The sequence below is a fragment of the Metallosphaera cuprina Ar-4 genome (assembly GCF_000204925.1).
Lineage (GTDB): Archaea > Thermoproteota > Thermoprotei_A > Sulfolobales > Sulfolobaceae > Metallosphaera > Metallosphaera cuprina.
Genome location: NC_015435.1, coordinates 436,129 through 455,365, shown reverse-complemented (window position 1 = coordinate 455,365; position 19,237 = coordinate 436,129). Strand labels below are relative to the sequence as shown.

At 40.5% G+C, this 19,237-nt stretch carries 22 protein-coding genes; 7 read left to right on the top strand and 15 right to left on the bottom strand.

The annotated features are described in order from the left end of the window. Positions 1 to 16 precede the first annotated feature (16 nt). The 5 genes from MCUP_RS02555 to MCUP_RS02535 form a co-directional block, all read right to left on the bottom strand. Positions 17 to 388 carry a winged helix-turn-helix domain-containing protein gene (locus MCUP_RS02555; RefSeq protein WP_013737106.1) on the bottom strand — a complete coding sequence of 124 codons (372 nt, stop codon included), beginning with the start codon at positions 386 to 388 and terminating at the stop codon, positions 17 to 19. A 261-nt stretch (positions 389 to 649) separates the two neighbouring features. Then, on the bottom strand, positions 650 to 865 hold the full coding sequence (locus tag MCUP_RS02550; protein WP_013737105.1) for a DUF5622 domain-containing protein: 216 nt from the start codon (positions 863 to 865) through the stop codon (positions 650 to 652). 31 nt (positions 866 to 896) lie between these two features. Next, a complete protein-coding gene (locus MCUP_RS02545; RefSeq protein WP_083808559.1) occupies positions 897 to 1,460 on the bottom strand; it encodes a TATA-box-binding protein in 564 nt (187 codons plus the stop codon). Between the two features lie 206 nt (positions 1,461 to 1,666). Further along, a complete protein-coding gene (locus tag MCUP_RS02540) occupies positions 1,667 to 2,710 on the bottom strand; it encodes a DUF373 family protein (protein WP_013737103.1) in 1,044 nt (347 codons plus the stop codon). Then, positions 2,685 to 3,593: a coiled-coil protein gene (locus tag MCUP_RS02535; RefSeq protein ID WP_013737102.1), complete on the bottom strand. Its 909-nt coding sequence runs from the start codon at positions 3,591 to 3,593 to the stop codon at positions 2,685 to 2,687. The genes MCUP_RS02540 and MCUP_RS02535 overlap by 26 nt, the downstream gene beginning before the upstream one ends. A 775-nt stretch (positions 3,594 to 4,368) precedes the next feature. On the opposite strand from MCUP_RS02535, the gene MCUP_RS02530 reads away from it, so the two are divergent. Together MCUP_RS02530 and MCUP_RS02525 are read left to right on the top strand one after the other, a co-directional pair. Then, positions 4,369 to 4,629, top strand: coding sequence for an H/ACA ribonucleoprotein complex subunit GAR1/NAF1 (locus MCUP_RS02530; protein WP_237698010.1), 261 nt, complete (start codon positions 4,369 to 4,371; stop codon positions 4,627 to 4,629). Positions 4,630 to 4,633: 4 nt separating this feature from the next. Then, positions 4,634 to 5,548 carry a transcription initiation factor IIB gene (locus MCUP_RS02525; RefSeq protein WP_013737100.1) on the top strand — a complete coding sequence of 305 codons (915 nt, stop codon included), beginning with the start codon at positions 4,634 to 4,636 and terminating at the stop codon, positions 5,546 to 5,548. A 27-nt stretch (positions 5,549 to 5,575) separates the two neighbouring features. Here MCUP_RS02525 and MCUP_RS02520 read toward each other — a convergent pair whose 3' ends face one another. Further along, positions 5,576 to 6,322: a metallophosphoesterase gene (locus MCUP_RS02520; protein ID WP_013737099.1), complete on the bottom strand. Its 747-nt coding sequence runs from the start codon at positions 6,320 to 6,322 to the stop codon at positions 5,576 to 5,578. Positions 6,323 to 6,365: 43 nt separating this feature from the next. Here MCUP_RS02520 and dph5 point away from each other — a divergent pair, with 43 nt between their 5' ends. Together dph5 and MCUP_RS02510 are read left to right on the top strand one after the other, a co-directional pair. Beyond that, positions 6,366 to 7,130, top strand: coding sequence for a diphthine synthase (gene dph5 / locus MCUP_RS02515; RefSeq protein WP_013737098.1), 765 nt, complete (start codon positions 6,366 to 6,368; stop codon positions 7,128 to 7,130). After that, positions 7,118 to 7,771 carry a DUF357 domain-containing protein gene (locus MCUP_RS02510; protein ID WP_013737097.1) on the top strand — a complete coding sequence of 218 codons (654 nt, stop codon included), beginning with the start codon at positions 7,118 to 7,120 and terminating at the stop codon, positions 7,769 to 7,771. The genes dph5 and MCUP_RS02510 overlap by 13 nt, the downstream gene beginning before the upstream one ends. Here MCUP_RS02510 and MCUP_RS02505 read toward each other — a convergent pair. From MCUP_RS02505 to cutA, 5 genes are all read right to left on the bottom strand, one after another. After that, the gene (locus MCUP_RS02505; RefSeq protein WP_013737096.1) at positions 7,762 to 8,415 is read right to left on the bottom strand and encodes a DUF120 domain-containing protein; all 654 of its coding nucleotides are present in this window, start codon (positions 8,413 to 8,415) and stop codon (positions 7,762 to 7,764) included. The two genes, MCUP_RS02510 and MCUP_RS02505, sit on opposite strands and share 10 nt — an antisense overlap. Before the next feature lie 2 nt (positions 8,416 to 8,417). Further along, the gene (gene twy1 / locus MCUP_RS02500; protein ID WP_048057400.1) at positions 8,418 to 9,500 is read right to left on the bottom strand and encodes a 4-demethylwyosine synthase TYW1; all 1,083 of its coding nucleotides are present in this window, start codon (positions 9,498 to 9,500) and stop codon (positions 8,418 to 8,420) included. Positions 9,501 to 9,672: 172 nt separating this feature from the next. After that, positions 9,673 to 11,085 carry an Asp-tRNA(Asn)/Glu-tRNA(Gln) amidotransferase subunit GatA gene (gene gatA, locus MCUP_RS02495; RefSeq protein WP_013737094.1) on the bottom strand — a complete coding sequence of 471 codons (1,413 nt, stop codon included), beginning with the start codon at positions 11,083 to 11,085 and terminating at the stop codon, positions 9,673 to 9,675. Further along, entirely contained in the window at positions 11,082 to 11,381 is a 300-nt protein-coding gene (gene gatC, locus MCUP_RS02490; RefSeq protein ID WP_013737093.1) for an Asp-tRNA(Asn) amidotransferase subunit GatC, read from the bottom strand. Before gatC ends, gatA begins: the two co-directional genes overlap by 4 nt. Beyond that, positions 11,378 to 11,701 carry a divalent-cation tolerance protein CutA gene (gene cutA, locus MCUP_RS02485; RefSeq protein ID WP_013737092.1) on the bottom strand — a complete coding sequence of 108 codons (324 nt, stop codon included), beginning with the start codon at positions 11,699 to 11,701 and terminating at the stop codon, positions 11,378 to 11,380. The genes gatC and cutA overlap by 4 nt, the downstream gene beginning before the upstream one ends. 35 nt (positions 11,702 to 11,736) lie before the next feature. Between cutA and MCUP_RS02480 the strand changes: the two genes are divergently transcribed. Both MCUP_RS02480 and MCUP_RS02475 read left to right on the top strand, forming a co-directional pair. Continuing rightward, on the top strand, positions 11,737 to 12,099 hold the full coding sequence (locus MCUP_RS02480) for a hypothetical protein (RefSeq protein ID WP_048057399.1): 363 nt from the start codon (positions 11,737 to 11,739) through the stop codon (positions 12,097 to 12,099). Then, a complete protein-coding gene (locus MCUP_RS02475) occupies positions 12,059 to 13,675 on the top strand; it encodes a DEAD/DEAH box helicase (RefSeq protein WP_013737090.1) in 1,617 nt (538 codons plus the stop codon). Before MCUP_RS02480 ends, MCUP_RS02475 begins: the two co-directional genes overlap by 41 nt. Here MCUP_RS02475 and MCUP_RS02470 read toward each other — a convergent pair. From MCUP_RS02470 to albA, 3 genes are all read right to left on the bottom strand, one after another. Beyond that, positions 13,651 to 14,118, bottom strand: coding sequence for a hypothetical protein (locus MCUP_RS02470; RefSeq protein ID WP_013737089.1), 468 nt, complete (start codon positions 14,116 to 14,118; stop codon positions 13,651 to 13,653). The genes MCUP_RS02475 and MCUP_RS02470 overlap by 25 nt on opposite strands. A gap of 508 nt (positions 14,119 to 14,626) precedes the next feature. Next, the gene (locus tag MCUP_RS02465; protein ID WP_013737088.1) at positions 14,627 to 14,947 is read right to left on the bottom strand and encodes a hypothetical protein; all 321 of its coding nucleotides are present in this window, start codon (positions 14,945 to 14,947) and stop codon (positions 14,627 to 14,629) included. Between the two features lie 119 nt (positions 14,948 to 15,066). After that, positions 15,067 to 15,363 (bottom strand): DNA-binding protein Alba, encoded by a 297-nt coding sequence (gene albA, locus MCUP_RS02460; RefSeq protein WP_013737087.1) that lies wholly within the window; start codon positions 15,361 to 15,363, stop codon positions 15,067 to 15,069. A gap of 186 nt (positions 15,364 to 15,549) precedes the next feature. On the opposite strand from albA, the gene rgy reads away from it, so the two are divergent. Further along, a complete protein-coding gene (rgy, locus tag MCUP_RS02455) occupies positions 15,550 to 18,999 on the top strand; it encodes a reverse gyrase (RefSeq protein WP_013737086.1) in 3,450 nt (1,149 codons plus the stop codon). Here rgy and MCUP_RS02450 read toward each other — a convergent pair. Beyond that, positions 18,964 to 19,230: a ribonuclease P subunit p25 family protein gene (locus MCUP_RS02450; protein WP_013737085.1), complete on the bottom strand. Its 267-nt coding sequence runs from the start codon at positions 19,228 to 19,230 to the stop codon at positions 18,964 to 18,966. The genes rgy and MCUP_RS02450 overlap by 36 nt on opposite strands. Positions 19,231 to 19,237 lie beyond the last annotated feature (7 nt).

The following is a 19,237-nucleotide window of genomic DNA, read 5'->3' as shown; positions in this document are numbered from 1 at the left end:
AAACAATATAAGAATTTTATACTATAGATAAAATCCAAGAAGATAATTTTGTACAAGAACTGGGATTGACGTGAGCTCCATTGTCGCACTTGAACAGCAATTTACATGTGAAGCAAGGTATTTGATCTATGCTATTTAGATTAATGTATATGTAACTTTCCTGGACTGTCTTTATGGCATATAATTTTATTACGCTCTTTCCGTTTTCTTTTATAGCCTTCTTTGCTATCATCTTCTTATCAATAAGCTTCTTTACTATCGTAGCTAACTCTCTTGTAGATAATCCCATCTTCCTTGCTAATTCCTGTTGTGATATCCCTTCTTCTCCGCTCTCTAGTATTTTCTTGTGAATCAGTTCTTCTTTTTCTATAGAAATTTTTGATTCCAAACATTAACACCTGCGTTGGCTAATTTTATAATATATACTTACCAGCTTATTTACTTTACTATTGTTTACTCGTGACATCTAAATGTAAAACGGCTAGACCAAATCTTACCGAAAGAACTACATGGAGGTTCTAATTACGTTTCCTTAGTGAGGGAGAGCTCGTAAGACTCATCTGGAATCAAGATAGCTAATATGGGAAAAGCTTTGAGATATAAAACAATCCCTAGAACTAACTTAAAAACGTTTTAGACAAACAGTCCTTTATTTTCCGAAAATCTCTCTTATCTTTTCCTTTACTTCCAGAGGAAGGTCGTCTAGCTTTAAGATCTTGACTTTCCTACTAGCCTTAACAAAGGCCTTGTTCTCAACTAGGTACCTGTCAGCAGAGTTCTCATCCTTGTTATTGAAGACCTTCAATTTAGCATAACGGCCTTTATCTATCTCTACATAAACATATTTTTTATGCTTCAGACCCATAGTTTCTCAACCTTTACTAAGAGCTCAGGTTTTAAATTTCTAATTCCTCTTCCTCCTCAACGGGTTTTATGCAATCTAGTTCTTCCAATTTATCGAATATCTTTTTCACAGCCTTATACACTTCGTCCTCCCTTTTTGCACCCGTTATTACCATTTTCCCGCTACTGAATATTAGGAGAACTACTCTAGGATCATCCATTCTAAATATGAGACCAGGAAACTGCTCGGGCTCGTACATGTTATTCTCGAGGAGGAACGCAGCTTTATCAAGGTTGACATGAACGTGCATGTTAGCGGACGCAACTATGTTCTGGATCTGTATCTTAGGTTTCCCGCCTATCCTTATTCCATATCTTCTTAAGCTTTTTATGATCCTCTTTACAGCCTTTATTAACTCCTCTGTGCTCTTAGCGCCAGTCACTACCATCTTACCTGATTTAAAGATTAACGATGTCACTTTTGGACTTTCGAGTCTAAATATCAAACCCGGAAACTGATCAGGATCGTACTCAACGTTTGGTACGCTTCTCTCCATAGCATAAAGATCTAACGTTTGCTCTAAAGTTACTGTAGCTACTATGTTCTCAATGCTTATTATTGGCTTATAAGCCGGTGATGAGGAAATATAGAGTCACCAGATATATAGTTTTTATACTCCTTTATAAACTCCAGCTTTTTTAAACCTCTCCTTCCCGACCTTGGACCGAATTAAAAACTTTACCTAATGCATCTAGAAAGTCACTGAATTGTTATACAATAAATCAAGGCAATCATGGATAAACTTTGTTTTATTAATAAATATTAAGATTTCAATCTATATTTTTCTATTGTAGAAAGTGCAAAGTAAGTAACGATTAGTAAAAACGAAGAGAGCAGAAGTAAGTAAAACGACTGTATCTGAATTATGTACGCTCCATTTTGTACGTTTTTTAAAAAGGAAGATAAAATGAAATATATTAAAATAGACGCTATTATCTTGAGTAGATCGTGCCACACCTTTATGTCCCTGGATATAGCCCTTGAGAGCAACTTCCCAGAGTAGAGGATTATAATAGAGAACGTTAGGTAAGGTAAGATTACAAGAATAACGGATGAAACTGAAGTTAGATCGAAAGTCTTGTACATAGTAGCATCGAGATATCCATTTATTATTGCTATAATGATAGAAATGGTAGAAAGGATAGATACTATTACCATTATGGTTGAGTTCTCCCACCACCTTTCTATGGCGTCATCTACTCCAAATCCTCTCACTAGCATCGCCCCACCAATAACTAGTAAAATGGTAGGCAAAACGAAGGCCGTTAGTCCTCCGATTGCTAACAGACTAGAACTGAGTAATATTATTCCAGGAACACCTAAAAATAATCTAGAATATCTCCTTTCTGTAGCCAGCTTTTTAATATATTTACCCAGGAGGATGTAAGTCTCTTCTACCCCTCTGTGTTGTTCTACAATAATTCGTTCAATGCCTACTATCTTTAGTCTACTCTCTATTAGAGGTATGGCTTTAGCGTCCTCGGGACTGTCATATACCAGTATAGCTTGGTCAGGCTTAACCGATCTTATAACTTCGTCCACTTGCTTAGATAGAGTCATCTGAGCGTCTAGGCCGCCTCTCTGCGAACCGGCTACGAAAACTATCTCTACGTCTTCACCCTTCTCTTTCATATTTAAGAACGTGTTAAATGCAGATACCATAGTGTTAAAATCAGAATCTTGAGCTAAAAATCTGGAAGAGCTCTCAATTGCCTCCTTGGCTTGTTTCTCCCCAATTACAGGCGTAGTTATACCTACTCTACTAAGGTCGTCATCAATATCAATGTAGATTATCGCCGTCTTCATTATTACCCCGGTGATCTCCGTATAATGCGTATATCTCTTCAAATGTTAATCTCTCTCCCTTTTCTAGCTTCTCTTGAGCAACCTTCTTTTTCTTCTCCATCAACTCGATTGAATTTGCTCTGGAAGAAGTGAAACCTTGTTCCATGGATTTCCTCTTCTTTATCAGCTCATCCAATTCCTTATTCTTAGCTTCGATTTGCTTTTGCAACTCATCTATCTCCTTGCTCTTTTCATTTATCTGAGAGTTGAGCTCATCCAATTCCTTTGCTAGCTTGTTCCTCTCGTCCTTCAAAGCCTTTAGCGTCTTCCTTCTCTCTGTTATTTCTGAGATAAGATTTGAAATTTTTTGCCTTATAGTGGCCAGTTCTATTCTCCTTGCCAGGAATTCAGCTCTCTCCTCGTTTCCTTTCTCTTTTATTTTCAGGATCTTTTTAGCCTCGTTAAGTCTCTTCTCCATATCAGCTATCCTTTGAATTAACTTCTTCTCCTCATCTAGGGTTAACGTAGAGGTCTGTATTCTCCATTCCAGGCTTTTTATCCTCTTTTCGAGCAGATCAGGGTTCATTCCTTGAGTCTTCTTCATAGCGTTTCTGAGTTCCTCGAATTCCTTCCTCATTTCCTTTATTACTTCAAATATCTGTTCCTTCTTCTGCTTCAACTCCTTCAGCTCATTGAGTCTAGATGAATACTCATCAAAGACGGTCTTGAGCTGAAGCCTTACTGCCTTAAGCCTTTCAATTTTCTCTTGTTTTTTCTGTCTCAGTTTTCTTATCTCTTCAATATACGCGTATCTCTTTTCACGAATAGCGTTAATCTCTTGTCTTACATCAGAGATCTTCTTATATACGCTTTCTTCTGTCGCCTCTGCTGATGGATTGCTCATTAGTGGTACATAATCAATACTCTTTTAATAACTTTTTCTAAATAACGTCATTGACTACAGTTCCAACGAATAAAGATTTGAATATTGATAAATTTGTGAAAGTTTTAGTATTTAACCTAAATCCCACACCTGTTGTAGGCATAAGGACTTAAGAGTGGCGATAAACGTCCTAGAGGAGTAACACTTACGATCTGTGAAGCGGCTTTCCCACTAGGAGCGCTTCGATTAATCAAGGGGAGTACGGGACGGTGGGGCTTAAGGACCATATAGGTTCCATGCGCTCTCCTTAGTTCACAATAAATAACTAGAGTTAGACTTTCCTAGTTTTGTCTTTTAAAAGTAAGGGCGTTAAGACCAGACGTTTTCCGTAGAATCCTTTATTGAGTTGAAATGACATTTTCATCAATAGTTGATGTTGATTAAGTTGCAATAGCTACAAGCGCATTCTAAGACAACTATGTTCAGAGTCCACTCTTTAAGGAAAATGAGGATTCCAGGCCTACGTTTGTTTCCTAGTTTTAGCGCAATAGACATGGTTAATTGTTTTTATTCGTTAAAGTCTAGTCACATAAAATAAACTATAAATAATGTTATTTATTTCTAAGCTATTTTAATTTAATGGAAAGAGAAAAATGTCGAGGTATATATATAAAAAATCATGTAATCCTCAACCCAAGCCGGTATTATCCCGACGTCTCTTTACGCCGGTATTATCTAGTGCTATATATAAGTGCAGGGAATTAGCTATAGATAAATTGTGACAGGAAATAAAATTGTGTCAGTAGGGGAAATACGCTCTATCGTTCTAGGTAACAAGTGGTTAGTAGAGGGGGATCAGAATTACGATTACTCAAAAAGGGATCCTACAGGCCTAATTATAGTGGACTCAAAGAGGAGAAGAGTAGGAAAGGTATTAGACGTGATTGGTAACGTTACTAAACCGTTCTTATTGGTTGAGCCTCTAGGAGACCAGAAGCCATACGATAAGCTGTTTCTCGAAGTCCCAGTGAAAAAAATTAGGAGGAATAGGAGGTGAGATAATGAAGTGCCAGGTATGTGGTGGAGAGGAAATAATATTTGACCCAAGCAGAGGTATATACGTATGTAAAAATGACGGAGTTGTAGTCGAGGATCACATAATTGATCAAGGTCCCGAGTGGAGAGAATTCGATTCCGCTGACAGAAACAAGAAGAGGAGAGTCGGGTCTGGGGTGACTGAGAGAGTTCATGATAAAGGATTCACTACGGTGATAGGAGGTGGGAAGGTTAAGGACAGGCTTAAGGTTATCAGACTTCAAAGGCTACAAAACAAATCAAGAGTAACATCAAAAGACAAGAAGCTTGTGACGTTCCTCTCTATACTTAATGGCGAAGCGGCTAGGATGGGATTACCTAACTATGTCAAAGAAGAGGCAGCATTTGTAATTAGAAGACTAGTTGAGATGGGGTTAGCTAGAAGGATAGACATGTACGTGCTTGTAGGTATAACGTTGTTTTATGTGGCTAGGATGAACAGAATACCTGTACAACTTAACGAGATAAAGGAGATGTATAACGCTAGCTCTAAAACGATTTGGGATTGCTTAGAGAGAGTGCAGCTCGTGTTAAAGAGTGATATTGGTCTGACGCGCCCAGAGAAGCAGATAATTAACAGTTATCCTAACAGGGCTCCCACACCTCTAGAATATATTCCAAAGATTGTAGGCAAGACTAACCTACCTCAACCTGTGGAGACTAAAGCTGCTGAGATAGCTGAGCTCCTCTATAGATCTGGTTTGACAAGCGGAAAGGGTTATTTACCTACCGCCGCTGCAATAGTCTACCTAGTCAGCGCGCTGCTTGATACAAAGAAAACGCAGAAAGAGATGGCAGAATCCTTAAAAGTAACTGAGGTTACAATAAGGAACAGATATAAGGAAATTATAGACTCACTTGATATAGATGTACTCCTATGATATTCGCGAGACGATGTACATTTTAGTCTAAAAAATAATATTTTTTAGTAGACCTAATTCCGGGAACTCCATTATTCCTTCATTCTCGATTATTATAAATGGCTTGGTCTTCTCTAGAACTGCATACTTCCTCATTAGGTAGCTCATGTAGTTTGAGTGTATTAAAGAGACATCGTTGCCCGATTGATATCCGCCTAGTGCTGGCAAAGTCACCACGTAAGAGTTGTTTTGTATCGGAGAAACTAGAAAACATGGGAATTTCCTAGAGAAACCTAACTTGTCCCTTATAGATATCCTAGGGTGTTCATGTCCTATTACGTAAATCTTGCCTTCCTTAATCTCTACCTCTCGATGGCCGTGGTATACGTAGACGTTATCTTGCTCTAGTTGATCTAGCAATTCAACGTTATCAAACTTCTCAGCAACTAATGAGATGTAGTTGTCGTGATTACCTTTAATTAGGCTAACAGAGACTCCATTCTCTTTCATGTCCTTGAAAATATCGGTTAAATCATCCTTTTCCTGCCTACCTAAACCGTTGAACTTATGTTTCATATCACCGTTAATTACAATCTTTCTAGTCTTGAATACGTTAAGAGCCCTCTTGTAGATGGAGAGAAACCTCTTTTTTTGTATTCTAGGGAGGAAAATCCCTTTGGAAGCCATCTCCTCTTCAAAGCCTATATGTACGTCAGAGAGGATAACTGAGTTAAGCTGTCTCGAGTATAATACAGGCAAGTCCTCCTCTATCTCTAATCCCTCTAAGATCTTCATAAAGCATAAACACCCTTAATCTTGGCCTCATTATACAAAGTTCATGTCTAATATATACTTTATAGGACTCGGGCTTTCAAAAAGATTTCTTACAAACGCCTCCATAGACGCTATGAGGAAATCCGACGTGATATACGCCGACGTTTACACATCTATTAGTTGTGACATTACAGAAGATTTACTTAGGCAATTGTCTGGTAAGGATGTGATACCTGGCAATAGAGACGTTTTAGAAAACAGAGAGAAGGAGATATATAAACTGCTAGATACAGGGAAAAACGTTGGTGTTGCCGTAATAGGAGATCCGATGATAGCTACCACTCACGTTAGTTTGGCCGTAGGAGCTAGGCAGAGAGGACATACAGTTATCGTAGTTCCTGGAATGTCAGTACACTGTTATATGATTTCCAAATCGCTTTTATCATCTTATAAATTCGGTAAGTCAGTTACCGTTGCCTTCCCTGCACTCGGTAAGGTAGACGTTACGCCGTATAAGGTGATAAAAAGTAACAGAGATCAAGGACTTCACACAATGGTATATCTGGACTTGAAGGAGGGCGGAGTAATGACTGCGGACTTAGCACTGAAATATCTGGTTCAAATGGAGATGGAAATGAAACAAAACGCGATCTCACAAGAGGACTTAGTTATAATAGGTGAAAGGTTAGGATGTGACGACGAGAGGATAAGGTCAATGACAATTAGCTCTGCTATAAACGAAAAATTTGGGAAACCCCCGCATATTATAATAATTCCAGCTAGAAACCTATATGACATGGAGTTAGAGGGGTTGAGATGTCTGATCTAAGAGACAGGGTTGTAAAATACATTGCCAACATGGAGGAAACTCTTAAAAAGATTGAAAAAGAAGATCAAAGGGTAATAAGCCTCGCCAAGCAATACACGAGCGACGCTAAATTTTATCTAGAGAAGGGAGATCTAGAAACAGCACTTGTTGATATAGTGTACGCTGAGGGACTAATCGATGCATTGAAGATAATAGAAGGGACAAAGGAGAAGAAGGTGTTCGTCGGAGGCACGTTTGATATCATTCACCCAGGCCATATAGAGTTCCTTAGGAGAGCCTCGTCTCTTGGAAGGGTCTACGTTGCAGTATCTAGGGATAAGAACGCTGAAAGAGTGAAAGGTCGTAAGCCGATAAACGATGAGAATCAGAGGTTGGAAGTCGTTAAAGGCATTAAATATGTACATGAGGCTTTCCTCGGAGACGAAAACGATTTCTTGAAGAGTGTGGAAAGGGTGAGACCTGATATAGTATTTCTAGGCCCAGATCAACATGTGGACGAAAACAAGTTAAAGGAGGAACTGGCCAAAAGAGGTCTGGTAGTTGAAGTAGCAAGGTTGGAACAAAGGATAGATAGATGGAAACATAGCAGCACATCGTCTATAATTAAGGAGATAGCTGACAGATACTGCAATCACGCGTAAGCCTCAATTAAGACCTCGTCACCATCTTTAATATTAAGCTCCTTTCTTAGATTATAGGGAGCTATCACCTCAATTACGCTTTTAGGATGAACGCTCCTAAGTGGGAAAACCACAGCAGCAGGTTTCAGTCCGTTAACCGAGGCTGGGAACGCCCTCACCGCTCCCAGCACTCTGTTTTCCTCTTTGTGTTCTGGTATATTTACAGCCTTTGATACGTCTAGCATAAGTCTGTTCTCCAGGGAAGTTCTATCATAAATAGTAAGATTGAGGGTACCAGGGAACGGCTCAAACCCCAGAAACTTCTTGAACGATTCCATATAATAGGGAAGGGAGAGAAATATGCGTCCCTCTCCTAATCCAGACGTTGCCCTCCCTCTTATTTCCAACACGTGAGAAGAGATTATAGTGGATCTTAGCATATAGATACAGTCCTCTAATAGCTTCTCTCCGTTTTCTGCTAGTCTTATCATTTCCCCTTCTTTGGACAAAGATCTTCTTATTAGGTTCCTCTCTTCAAGTTCCTTCAGTTTTCTAGATACTGATTGTTGAGACATCTTAAGCTCGTTGGCTATATCCTGCTGGGTGAGCTCCTTCTTCTTTAAGGAAAGAAGAACTATCCTCGCGATTATACACTCATCGCTCATATTTATTGCCCTTCTTCAGTGCAACCGGTTTCAGCTTCCTTATATTCTCCGTTAATGTCGTCCTGAGTATCCTGAGTTTTCCAATCCCATTTGTCTGTCCAAGCTTTACCTATCTGCATCGGTCTATCTAATCTACTTAATAATACAATTCTGCTTGGGGCATGTTCAGAAATTATTTTGTAACCAGTTAGTTCGGCCAATTTTTGAGAGAAAAGTCTGATCTCAGCGTGCCTAGGCATAGCATCTTTGGTTAGCCTATAAGTGGAGGGACCAACGTGCATGTAAGCTTTAACTTCAATGTATGTTGGCATGGCAATCGTCATGAGTCTGGAGAACTCTTTGGCGTCCTCTTCGCTCATGTTTACGTCCTTCATCATCGTCATTCTTATTACAGTCGGTGAACTAAAGCTAGGCAATATCTCTAACGTCTTCATGACCAGGTTCCATGAATTTCCCACTACTGGTCTATTGATAAGCTTATGTTTCTGTTCATCAGGAGCTTGTAATGAGACGAAAAGTTGAGTTGGTTCCTCCTCAAGCGAAGCTAGCACATCAGGTCTCACACCGCTAGTGACCAGAAAAGTGGTTATTCCGCGTTTATGATATTCCCTTATTAGTTCACCAAGTCTTTCATACAACGTTGGCTCGCCCGTTAGGCTTATCGCAACGTGAGACGGTTTCATTGCCTCTAAGGCTTTGTCCTTGCTCACTCCGGTCCTTCCTAAATAACCAGAGACGGATCTCTTGTGCTCCTCTATCGACCTTTCTACTATATACTCCGGGTCATCCATATAAGGCATTTTAGTCTCGTCCCACTCTAGACCTACATCCTCTGGCTCCAATCTCCAGCAATGTATACATCTGAACCAGCACCACATGCTCACTGGAGTCATTTGAACGCATCTGTGGCTCTCAATTCCGTAAAACTTACCTTTATAGCAATACCTTCCACTAGTTAGAGCCTCGTGGGTCCAATGGCATTTCTTATATGCGCTATGCCCTCCTATGAGATGGTATCGCTGCTTACTCATCTCGTCACGAATTTTAGATAAAGTATCTATCCTAAAGCTTCCTTTAACCGCCATGTAATGATTACCTAAAGAGTTTACTCGGCTAAGTTTATAACGCTTAGCTATGAGATTTATTTGATACTTTAGGGATTAAATTGAGTGATAGGACTTTTAACTTCCCTTAAAGACTTAGATAACGGCTCTAACGAAACCGTCCACATACTTGTAACCTCGTTAGAACGAAAAATTAAAACGCTGAGAGGTCCTTAAGTTTGGTGACGTTTTCCATAAACAAGGATATCCCCATTAACAGGGTATCGGATAGGTATCTTCCCATAAACTGTACGCCAACAGGTAGGCCGTTATAGAAACCTGCAGGTAACGATAAGCTAGGTATCGCGGCTAAATTGGAAGTGACTGTGGCAATATCCATTGCGTACATCTTAACCGGATCGTCTATTACCTCACCTATCTTTGGAGGGAGAACAGGCGACGTTGGACTGACCAACACATCATATTTACCAAACAGCCTTTCGATAGAATCTCGAATAAGTCTTCTTGTTTTCAGAGCTCTGATGTAGAACTGTTCGTAATATCCTGCGCTCAATATGAAAGAACCTAGTAGGATCCTTCTTTTCACTTCTCTCCCGAACCCTTCCCCTCTATTTTTACTAAATACCTCTTTCCAGTTACCCTCGGCGTCTGTAGAGTAACCGTATCTAACTCCGTCATATCTAGACAAATTTGAACTAGCTTCTGACATTGCTATGATGTAATACGTGGGCAGTACGTAATCTACCATACCTAGTTCCGTTTCACCTATTACCGCGCCTTCTGAGGCCATCTTGTTCAGGAAGTCCCTCACTATAGACCTGACCTCAGGATCGGAGTTATTCATTACATCTAGGAGAACTCCCACCTTAAGACCCTTTATGGAAACTTCGGAGACAGGATAAGGGGAGTTAAAGTTTATTGTTGTCGCGTCCTTATTATCGTTGCCAGCTATGACTGAAAATAATAGAGCTAAATCTGAGGAGTTCTTAGCCATAGGACCTATTTGTTCAAGACTGTTTGCATAAGCTACCAGGCCATATCTACTAACGGTTCCATAAGACGGTTTCAAACCGTAGGTTGAGGTGAACGATGCAGGGGTTCTGATGGAACCTCCCGTATCTGATCCAAGGGCTAACTCAACGTAACCGGCGGCTAAAGCGCTAGCGCTCCCACCGGACGAACCACCAGGTGTTCTAGTGACGTCCCACGGGTTCCTGGTGGGACCGTAATAACTAGTCTCTGTAGTAGATCCCATCGCAAACTCGTCCATATTAGTCTTACCTATTATTACGGCGCCCTCACTCTTCAGCTTAGATATCACAGTCGCATCATAGGGTGGGACGTAGTTGTCAAGTGTCCTCGAAGCACAAGTGGTCCTGATTCCCTTTGTGGAAATGTTATCCTTAATGGCTATCAGGACTCCTGAAAGTCTCCCATTAACCTTTATGGACTGTTTGACTTCGTTAAGTATATTTTGCTCATCTCTAATTGTTATAAAGGCCTTGATTTTTCCCTCGTGTTTTCTTATCCTCTCGAACGTCTTAGCAACGTACTCGTTAGGGTCCAGGTCCCCGCTCTTTAAACTGTTTACTAAATCGCCTATCAAGTGGAACCACCTAATGTGCTCGGCCCTATTATATAACCGTCCTTTTTCTTCCTAGCGTTAAGTAAAGCGTCATCCCTTGGTAATGGAGGGTCTACCTTATCGTCCCTAAGCTTCCCTGAAGAGATCGGATGAAACATAGGTTCTACACCCTCAAGGTTTAGCTCATCAATTTTGTTGAAGAATTCAAGGATCTTGTTTAAGTCTTTGAGAAATTCCTTTCTTTCCTCTTCATTTAAAGAGATTAAAGCTAATCTCTCGAGCTTCCTTATCAACTCCTCATCTACTTGTACCTTCACTTGGATACACTCCCACTAATCCACTCCAAATATGGCTTAAAACCATTGTCTATTGCCAACGCCAATATCTCTGGCACCTTATAGGGATGAAGTTCTCTTAATCTAGAAATAGCTCTATCCAAGTTCTCATCATCTGTCTTTATTAGTGCTAGCACCTCATTTGCTTCTTCTACCTTCCCTTCCCATCTGTATACGGATGTTAAGTTAGGTATGAGGTTCACACAAGCGGCCAATCTCTCCTCCACTAGAGCTTTAGCTATTTCCTTACCATGTTCCATATCAGGAAGCGTGCTCATTATTAAGAAGTACTTCCGCTGCATAGAAAATATTATTCCATGATACAAAATTAAGTATAATGAAACCCAATGAGATGACCGTAAATGCTGAAGGAATAAGGGAAGCCTTAAATCTTGGCATATCTGAAGCTCTATACTTAGGAGCGGAGTTCTTAGGGCTTACATTAGATAACGGGATGGGTTTGATTCTAAGGTTGAGTCCAGAAGAGGAAATATTAAACGTAATGATAATGACCAGAGGTGAGCTCTCCCTCCCTTTACTAGGTGTCTTCATTAGGTCTGACGGGGAGCAATATTATATTTATAATATAGACGACATAAAGAAACTAAATAGCGTAATAAGTGAAAATAGAAAGGTAATGTTCGTGGAAGTGATTTCTGGTGCCCTCGAAGATTTTCTACGTGAAGCCCTTCAGCGATGAAACGCTTAACAAGTTAATTACCTTCTCTAGGTATCTAGGAGAGGATGAGCGAGGGGCTAAGCTGATGTTAGACGAAGATAGGGCTAGAGCTAACGGTGTGGAATTAAATGAAATCCTTTCAACTCTAAAGGAGCTAAACGTTAAGCTAGACCAAGACGTTCTAAGTTATCTAGAAAACGAGTTATCTGCTCCAAACGTGACGTTTGAGATAGAAAAGGGGAAACTTATAGTGAGGGCTAATAGGCGCTTATCCGACATATTAGCTAAGTATAGAATTAAGCTGCAGTACGATCCAGATCTAAAGATTTACAGAACTAGGCCTTATTATTATCATATATTAAGGAAAATATTAGAAAATGAGGGATTGAGAGTCCAAAAACTAGTTTTGCCCGATGTTCGATTTTCTATGAAATTGAAAGTTAATCTTCGTCAGTATCAACTCGAAGCTCTCGAAGCATGGAAGGAGAACGGGTTTAGAGGTGTTATCGCTTTACCTACCGGCGCAGGTAAGACGCTAGTTGGGATTGCCGGGATAGTTGAGACAGGAGGTCCGGCTTTGATAGTTTCTTTCACTAATGAGCAACTAAAACAGTGGGAGGAAAGTATTGCTAAATACACCTCGAATCAACCTAAAATTGGGTTATATTATAGCAGAAGAAAAGATATAGAGCCGATTACAATTACAACGTATCAGACGGCTATAAAACACATTGATAAATTATCTATGTTTAAGTTGTTGATAATAGATGAGGCACATCATCTTCCAGCCGAGAGGTTCAGGGAGATAGCATTATCTTGCTTAGCTCCATTTAGGATGGGGTTATCAGCTACTCCTTATAGGACAGATGGAAAGCACGTAGAGCTATTTAGACTAATGGGTGGGTTAGTCTATCAAAAGGGCGTGGAGGAGTTAGTTGTTGAAGGATATCTAGCTAGGTTCAAGGTGATTAGGGTTAAGATACCCTTGACCGAGGAAGAGGCAGAGCAGTATAATACCCTGGCTAAGAAGTTCAGATCGCTCTCCGAAGGTAAGAGAGTACTTGAAGTTTTAAGAAGAGCTAGAGAAGGTGACAGAAAAGCGCTAGAAGCTGTAAGAGTATACAACGCTATGAACATGATAAAGGGTTTAACGAAAGGGAAGTTAGTTAAGATAAAGGAGATAGTTGAAAGGGAAAGGGACAAGAAGATAATTATCTTCACTCAATACGTTGAACACGCTAATGAAATAGCCAGGTTGACAGGTGCTAAATTATTAACGGGGCAAATGAGCAAGAAAGAGAGGGATTTAACGTTAGACGAGTTCAAAAATCAGAAGAGTGGAGTTCTTGTACTTACAACTGTGGGAGATGAGGGGCTAGACATACCGGACGCTAGCGTGGGGATATTAGTCGCCGGCACGTCTTCAAGGAGGCAATACGTTCAAAGGTTAGGGAGGCTACTTAGGAACAACTCTGGGGGCAAAGTCGCCGTACTATACGAGCTTATAGCTAAAGGTACATCTGAAGAGTACCAATCTAAGGTAAGACGTTCCACACCCTTTGACAGTCTAATCTATTCTTTTGACGATAAGAAGTAGTTGAGTGAATGAGCTAGAGCCAATAATAGTTCTCTCTTATCAGTAACTAAGATTTCCCTGTTGAGAGTTGATATGAGCTGTTTCCCATCCACGGTGACTATAGGTATGCCTAACTCTTTTGAGGAAACCTTAAACGATGACCTCCCTAACAGCTCCCTCGCGGTATACCCTGGAAGAAATTCATAACTTTTTATCTCCAACTCTCCCCAAACTTCCAGATCTCCCTCAACCACTCTAACGTTATTTCCCACTTTTACCCCGTCAACCCAGAGAGGTGTTCTAATCTCATGTTTGCATGTTTTTGATATAATTGAAAGGGGAGGAGCAACCTGATTAACTCCGTCTATCAGAGTTGTGAAAGGTCTAACAACTATAACATCGCCCTCCTCTATTGACGTTATCTCGTTTGGTTTACATATCTTACCCTCTAATACATATGGCATTTTTATCACGATTATAGATTATCCTTTTAAGTCTTCTGAAATAGCGTTAATACCACGACATACCACTTGTTTAAAGGCCATGAAATAACTTGTAAGGGCTGACGGTGATGATAAACCAGGCTTTGAGCCCAACCTCATTTTCGAACCCAATAGCCTTATAGACTCCTATAAGCTCTTACCTCACGATTCTAGTTTCAATGGCTAACGCGTTAAATCGAATACTGACATTCTTAAAAACGTAAACCTTAAGAACAGAACTTGATGAGATGGTTAAAAAAGAGAGACATAGTAATTTATTTTCTCTTATGGAAGAAATTTGAATCTGATTGTTTCACCTACACTGATGCATATTCTCTTCTTTATCCTTATTTTTCCAAAAAGATAATTAAGTCGAGCTTGAGATTCATGAAACGCGTTGGCATATTAACTGAGAGAGATGGGAAAATGATCCTAACACCTATAGAAGAGTATCTAAGTGTCATTTCCTTTACTTATCTAAGTAGGAGAGCTAGTCTTCGTCATAGAACTCAAGGATAACTTTTACCTTCACTTCTTGTTTTGATAGTGGAGGTATCTTATCCCCAAAATCCACCCCTATGGCCACCGGGTTTCCCATCGAATCGTTAAATCTAACCTCCGCGACGTAATGTTTGGAGGGACCTCTGTTCATCATGTCCATAAGTTCTGAGTAGATTCTTGAAATGGCCATTTGAAATGCTATGGGGCTAGACAAATCTTCTGGCTTAAGCTGAATAGAGGCCAAGTTACCCATCACTTCACCGATCTTGGCCTTAGCTTCAAACTCAACTTTATGGGTTGGCTGATTCATAGTTATCTAAAATCTCTTAGCTCCAAACTGTATTAAATGTATGTTTGTTCTGTCATCCGGAACTTTCAAAAGCTTTTCCGTAGAATTACTAACGGTTTAAAAAAGCGCTATTTAACCGTTTATGCCTTTTTCTTTATACTTATCTCTATTGTAGATACCCTAGATTGTCTTCCGTCCTGGCTTGTCACTACTTGGCTGCCAACTCCTATTGATCTGATCTCTATCTTGTCTGGAAGGAATCTGTTTCTCACTATCTCTACAGTGTCCACAGCTTTGCTAATAGCTCTTCCTCTAGCTTTGATGATTATCTCCGGAACGCCCTGGTTTAGTAGAGTTAAGGCAGCTAGGACGTAGTTCATTACTGGCTTTTTACCTACAAGGACTACGTTACTTGGAGTAGGAGATGTTCCGCTCATTTTATTCACCTGTGTGCGCTTCATAACCATATCGTAAGTTTAAAAAGTTAATCTGAGGACAGTATTGGGTTAAATAAATTACTTAGAGGAGTTTCGAACGTGAAGTGGAACCCTAGTGGGACGCGATAAGAGTAACATCTTGATTCTTATCTTATAAACTACTCCCCTTACCAAGCTCTTGAATTAATGATAACTTCAGTGTTTCATAGCTCCTGTCCTAACTGTCAAGGACCTCTTGAGGATTACAGGGCATTGGCAGGCCTACCTTGCACAAACTGTTTGGCAGGAGATGAGGAGCCATTTAGAGATCTACCGCAAAGTGAGAAAATTAAGGCCGTTTACAACCTACTAGTTAACAACAACAAACTAGCTAAGTATTGGGAGCTCTATTATACAGCAGAGATGTACGATGAAGTCATAAATTACTTTAACCAGGTAGTAGGTAAAGAGCCCTGGTCTTTACAAAAGCTCTGGTTGAAAAGACTAGGAGAGAGGGAAAACTTTTCTCTATCGGCCCCGACTGGAATGGGTAAAACTACCACCCTCGTGGCTTACTCCTCATATCTATCCAAAGGGGTTCTTTACATAGTTCCAACTAAGTCTCTTCAAGAGCAGATATGCTCAAAGATAGGATCGATCTCTAGCGTTTCATGTGGTTACGTAGATAGGGACGGCATTTCAGTTTTGACAGTGAGCTACGTTAACAAGAAATATGAGTCGATAAAGGATTACAGACCGACATTCATAGCGGTGGATGACGCTGATGCGATAATAAAGAGTGGAAAGACTACGGATAAGCTAGTTGAGCTCATGGGAATACCTAAAGACATATACGAAGACGCTATGAGGTTAGTGAGGTTAAGAAGATCCTTATATCTTAAAGAGGATAAAGATGAGATATTAGAGAAAATAACTAAATTAGAAAGGAAAATTCAAGGCTTCACAGGAGCTATTGCCCAACTAGTGGTTGCTAGTGCCACCCTAAGACCTAAAGGTATAAAACAAAAGGCACTAAGGTACATTTCAGGCTTCGACTTATCCAACACTCAAACGTACGCTAGGAATATAGTAGATTCGTTTTCCTGTTCAAGCATTGAGGAAGTAGTTCAAAGGCTAGGACCTGGAGGTCTGATATTGGTCTCAAGAGAATATGGAAAAGAAAAGATGAGAGAAATAAAAGACAAGCTAACTTCGAATAACTTTAATGTGGAACTGGCGATAAGCGGAAGGAAATTCCTTCAGAACTTTTCTGAAGGTAAAACTGACATCTTGATAGGATCTGCCTCATACTACGGAGTTGCAGTTAGAGGCATAGACGAGCCGAAGAGGCTAAGATACGTACTGTTTTACGGCGTTCCTAAATCCAGGGCTAGGGCAGAGGAGGCTATAAGGAACCCATTCACCCTTATGAAGATAGCTAGACTCTTCGGCGTGAACGTCCCGGAGGACGAAATACTCTCGTTATCTCCTGCCGAAGCTCAGGCAATTAAGATCTCAATTATAAAGGGGCAAGTACTTCCAGGTAAGCTCGGCGAGGTTCAGAAGAAGTTGGAAGATAAGATCAGTGAAGTTCAAGAGTTCCTGAAGAGCGTGAACGGCATAGTAAGAGGAGAGACCTTTCTGATCTCCAGAAGAGGGAAGGACGTGTTCATAGAGTATCCTGACGTTATTACATATCTTCAGGGATCAGGAAGGAGCAGCAGGTTGCTCAACGGAGGTCTAACACAGGGATTGAGCGTAATATTGGTGGATGATCAAATCCTCTTCGATTTGCTTAAGAAAAAGATGAACTTCATAATTCAGGGTTTCAATCCCGTTCAATTCGAGTCTCTTAACGTTGATTCCATAACTAAAGAAATTGAAAGAACCAGAAGAGAGGGTGGTAACAAGATAGATATAAGTACAGGGCTTATGATAGTGGAATCTCCCACTAAGGCCAAGACAATTTCAAGGTTATTTGGTTTTCCCTCACGGAGAACTATTGGCGGAGTTAACGTATATGAAACGGTGATTGTGGACGGGAATAAGGTTTATATCCTAGACGTTATGGCAACGAAGGGACACATGACCGATATAACCCTTGAGGACAAAGGCTACTTTGGGGTTGATGTAAAAAACGACGTAATAACTCCTCTATATTCTCACATTTATAGATGCGTGAGCTGCAAGAGAGTTGTGAGTAAGGAGATCGACGTTTGCCCCTATTGCGGTTCCAGTCTCATAAACTCTTCTCTATCTATAGTTAACGCCATGAGGAAGTTAGCCATGGAAGTGGATGAGGTATTCATTGCGACAGATCCAGATACTGAGGGAGAGAAGATAGCGTTTGACATTTCAGTTAGCGTTTCTCCATATAATCCTAAAGTCAGGAGAATAAAGTATCATGAGGTCACTAGGTCTGGAATTGTAGAGGCTCTAAGAACAGGAACCTCGATCGATATCAACACGGTATACAGTCAAATAGTGAGAAGGGTCGAGGACAGATGGATAGGATTTGAGTTAAGCAAACTTCTCAAGTCTAAGTTTAACGAGGGAAATCACGGTGCGGGTAGAGTACAAGGTCCAGTGCTAGGTTGGATAGTCAATAAGACTAGGGAGTATAAGGAGAGGATAGGCTGGTTGCTTTACATAAAGGTAGGAAACTACGTATATAGGGAGTATCATAAGACGAAGCCGGCTATTCCTGATGGCCCGGTACAAGTCGAGGTTGTTGGAGAGAGAGTTGAAACGTTACAACCACCGCCTCCCTTCTCCACTGATGACCTTCTCATCGAGGCCTATAGATGGTTCAAGGTTCCTGCAGAGAGAGTGATGAGAATAGCTCAGGACCTGTTTGAGAGCGGGTTAATAACGTACCACAGGACTGATAGTCATCACGTCTCTGGGAAAGGTATAGAAGTAGCGAAGGAGTACTTAGAGAAGATGAATTTTACACAAGATTTACAGCCTAGAAGCTGGGGCCCAGAGGGAGCTCATGAGGCTATAAGGCCTACTAGACCTCTTGATCTGGAATCTCTAAAGAAGGAAATAGGAGAGAACCCCATGCTGATGAGTGTAAAGTTCACATGGTCCCACTTTGCAATTTATGATATGATCTTTAGGAGATTTATGGCCAGCCAAATGAAGGAAGCTAAGGGTGTTTTCAAGAGATTCGCTATGAGGATGAAAGATAGGAGTTGGGAGGCGGATCTGCTCACTGAAATGGAGGGTGGCTTTTCCAGGCTCTATAAGTACAGGACGTATGATATCCCTATTGGTGAAATAAACCCAGAGATTAATCTCTCTAGAGGATCAGACGTGAAATTGTTAACTTATGCTGACGTAATAAAAGAGATGAAGGAGAAGAACATAGGGAGACCAAGCACTTACGCTAAGACAGTCCAATCTCTTCTTAGGCACGGTTACGTAGTAGAGAGTAAGAAGAGATCGGTTCTGATAGCAACAAAGAAAGGTATCAACGCGTACGCATTTCTTTCAAAGTTTGAGGACTTGATATCAGAGAAGGTTACAGCTGACCTTCTAGCGAAGATGGATTCAATAGTTACAGGCAAAGCTGAACCTACGTCAATCTTGCTGACCGTCTTCGACAACTTGAGATCTTTAGAAGCTCTTCCTCAATCTGAACAAGAGATATGAGATTCTCCTCTTGTCTTTAAACTCACTGCCTATAGTCACGTCAACTAGGGAAACTGCGTCCCCTAACTTCTCCTTAATGATGTTGTAAATGTCCACCGTCCTGTCAATTTCCCTTCCATATCCTTTAAGCTCCACGTCCTTGATTCCTTGATTGAAGGACGATATGACGTCTAAAACCTGCTCATCAATGGATTTGTTTCTACTAACAACAACCTGTGTAGATCTTTCCATGAGGTTT

What these genes read in the sequence shown, in the direction of transcription:
- MCUP_RS02550 (WP_013737105.1), bottom strand. Translation starts at nt 865, where the DNA reads ATGGGTCTGAAGCATAAAAAATATGTTTATGTAGAGATAGATAAAGGC.
- MCUP_RS02540 (WP_013737103.1), bottom strand. Translation starts at nt 2,710, where the DNA reads ATGAAGACGGCGATAATCTACATTGATATTGATGACGACCTTAGTAGA.
- MCUP_RS02535 (WP_013737102.1), bottom strand. Translation starts at nt 3,593, where the DNA reads ATGAGCAATCCATCAGCAGAGGCGACAGAAGAAAGCGTATATAAGAAG.
- MCUP_RS02525 (WP_013737100.1), top strand. Translation starts at nt 4,634, where the DNA reads ATGAAGTGCCAGGTATGTGGTGGAGAGGAAATAATATTTGACCCAAGC.
- MCUP_RS02520 (WP_013737099.1), bottom strand. Translation starts at nt 6,322, where the DNA reads ATGAAGATCTTAGAGGGATTAGAGATAGAGGAGGACTTGCCTGTATTA.
- dph5 (WP_013737098.1), top strand. Translation starts at nt 6,366, where the DNA reads ATGTCTAATATATACTTTATAGGACTCGGGCTTTCAAAAAGATTTCTT.
- MCUP_RS02510 (WP_013737097.1), top strand. Translation starts at nt 7,118, where the DNA reads ATGTCTGATCTAAGAGACAGGGTTGTAAAATACATTGCCAACATGGAG.
- MCUP_RS02505 (WP_013737096.1), bottom strand. Translation starts at nt 8,415, where the DNA reads ATGAGCGATGAGTGTATAATCGCGAGGATAGTTCTTCTTTCCTTAAAG.
- twy1 (WP_048057400.1), bottom strand. Translation starts at nt 9,500, where the DNA reads ATGGCGGTTAAAGGAAGCTTTAGGATAGATACTTTATCTAAAATTCGT.
- cutA (WP_013737092.1), bottom strand. Translation starts at nt 11,701, where the DNA reads ATGCAGCGGAAGTACTTCTTAATAATGAGCACGCTTCCTGATATGGAA.
- MCUP_RS02480 (WP_048057399.1), top strand. Translation starts at nt 11,737, where the DNA reads ATGAAACCCAATGAGATGACCGTAAATGCTGAAGGAATAAGGGAAGCC.
- MCUP_RS02470 (WP_013737089.1), bottom strand. Translation starts at nt 14,118, where the DNA reads ATGCCATATGTATTAGAGGGTAAGATATGTAAACCAAACGAGATAACG.
- MCUP_RS02465 (WP_013737088.1), bottom strand. Translation starts at nt 14,947, where the DNA reads ATGAATCAGCCAACCCATAAAGTTGAGTTTGAAGCTAAGGCCAAGATC.
- albA (WP_013737087.1), bottom strand. Translation starts at nt 15,363, where the DNA reads ATGAGCGGAACATCTCCTACTCCAAGTAACGTAGTCCTTGTAGGTAAA.
- rgy (WP_013737086.1), top strand. Translation starts at nt 15,550, where the DNA reads ATGATAACTTCAGTGTTTCATAGCTCCTGTCCTAACTGTCAAGGACCT.
- MCUP_RS02450 (WP_013737085.1), bottom strand. Translation starts at nt 19,230, where the DNA reads ATGGAAAGATCTACACAGGTTGTTGTTAGTAGAAACAAATCCATTGAT.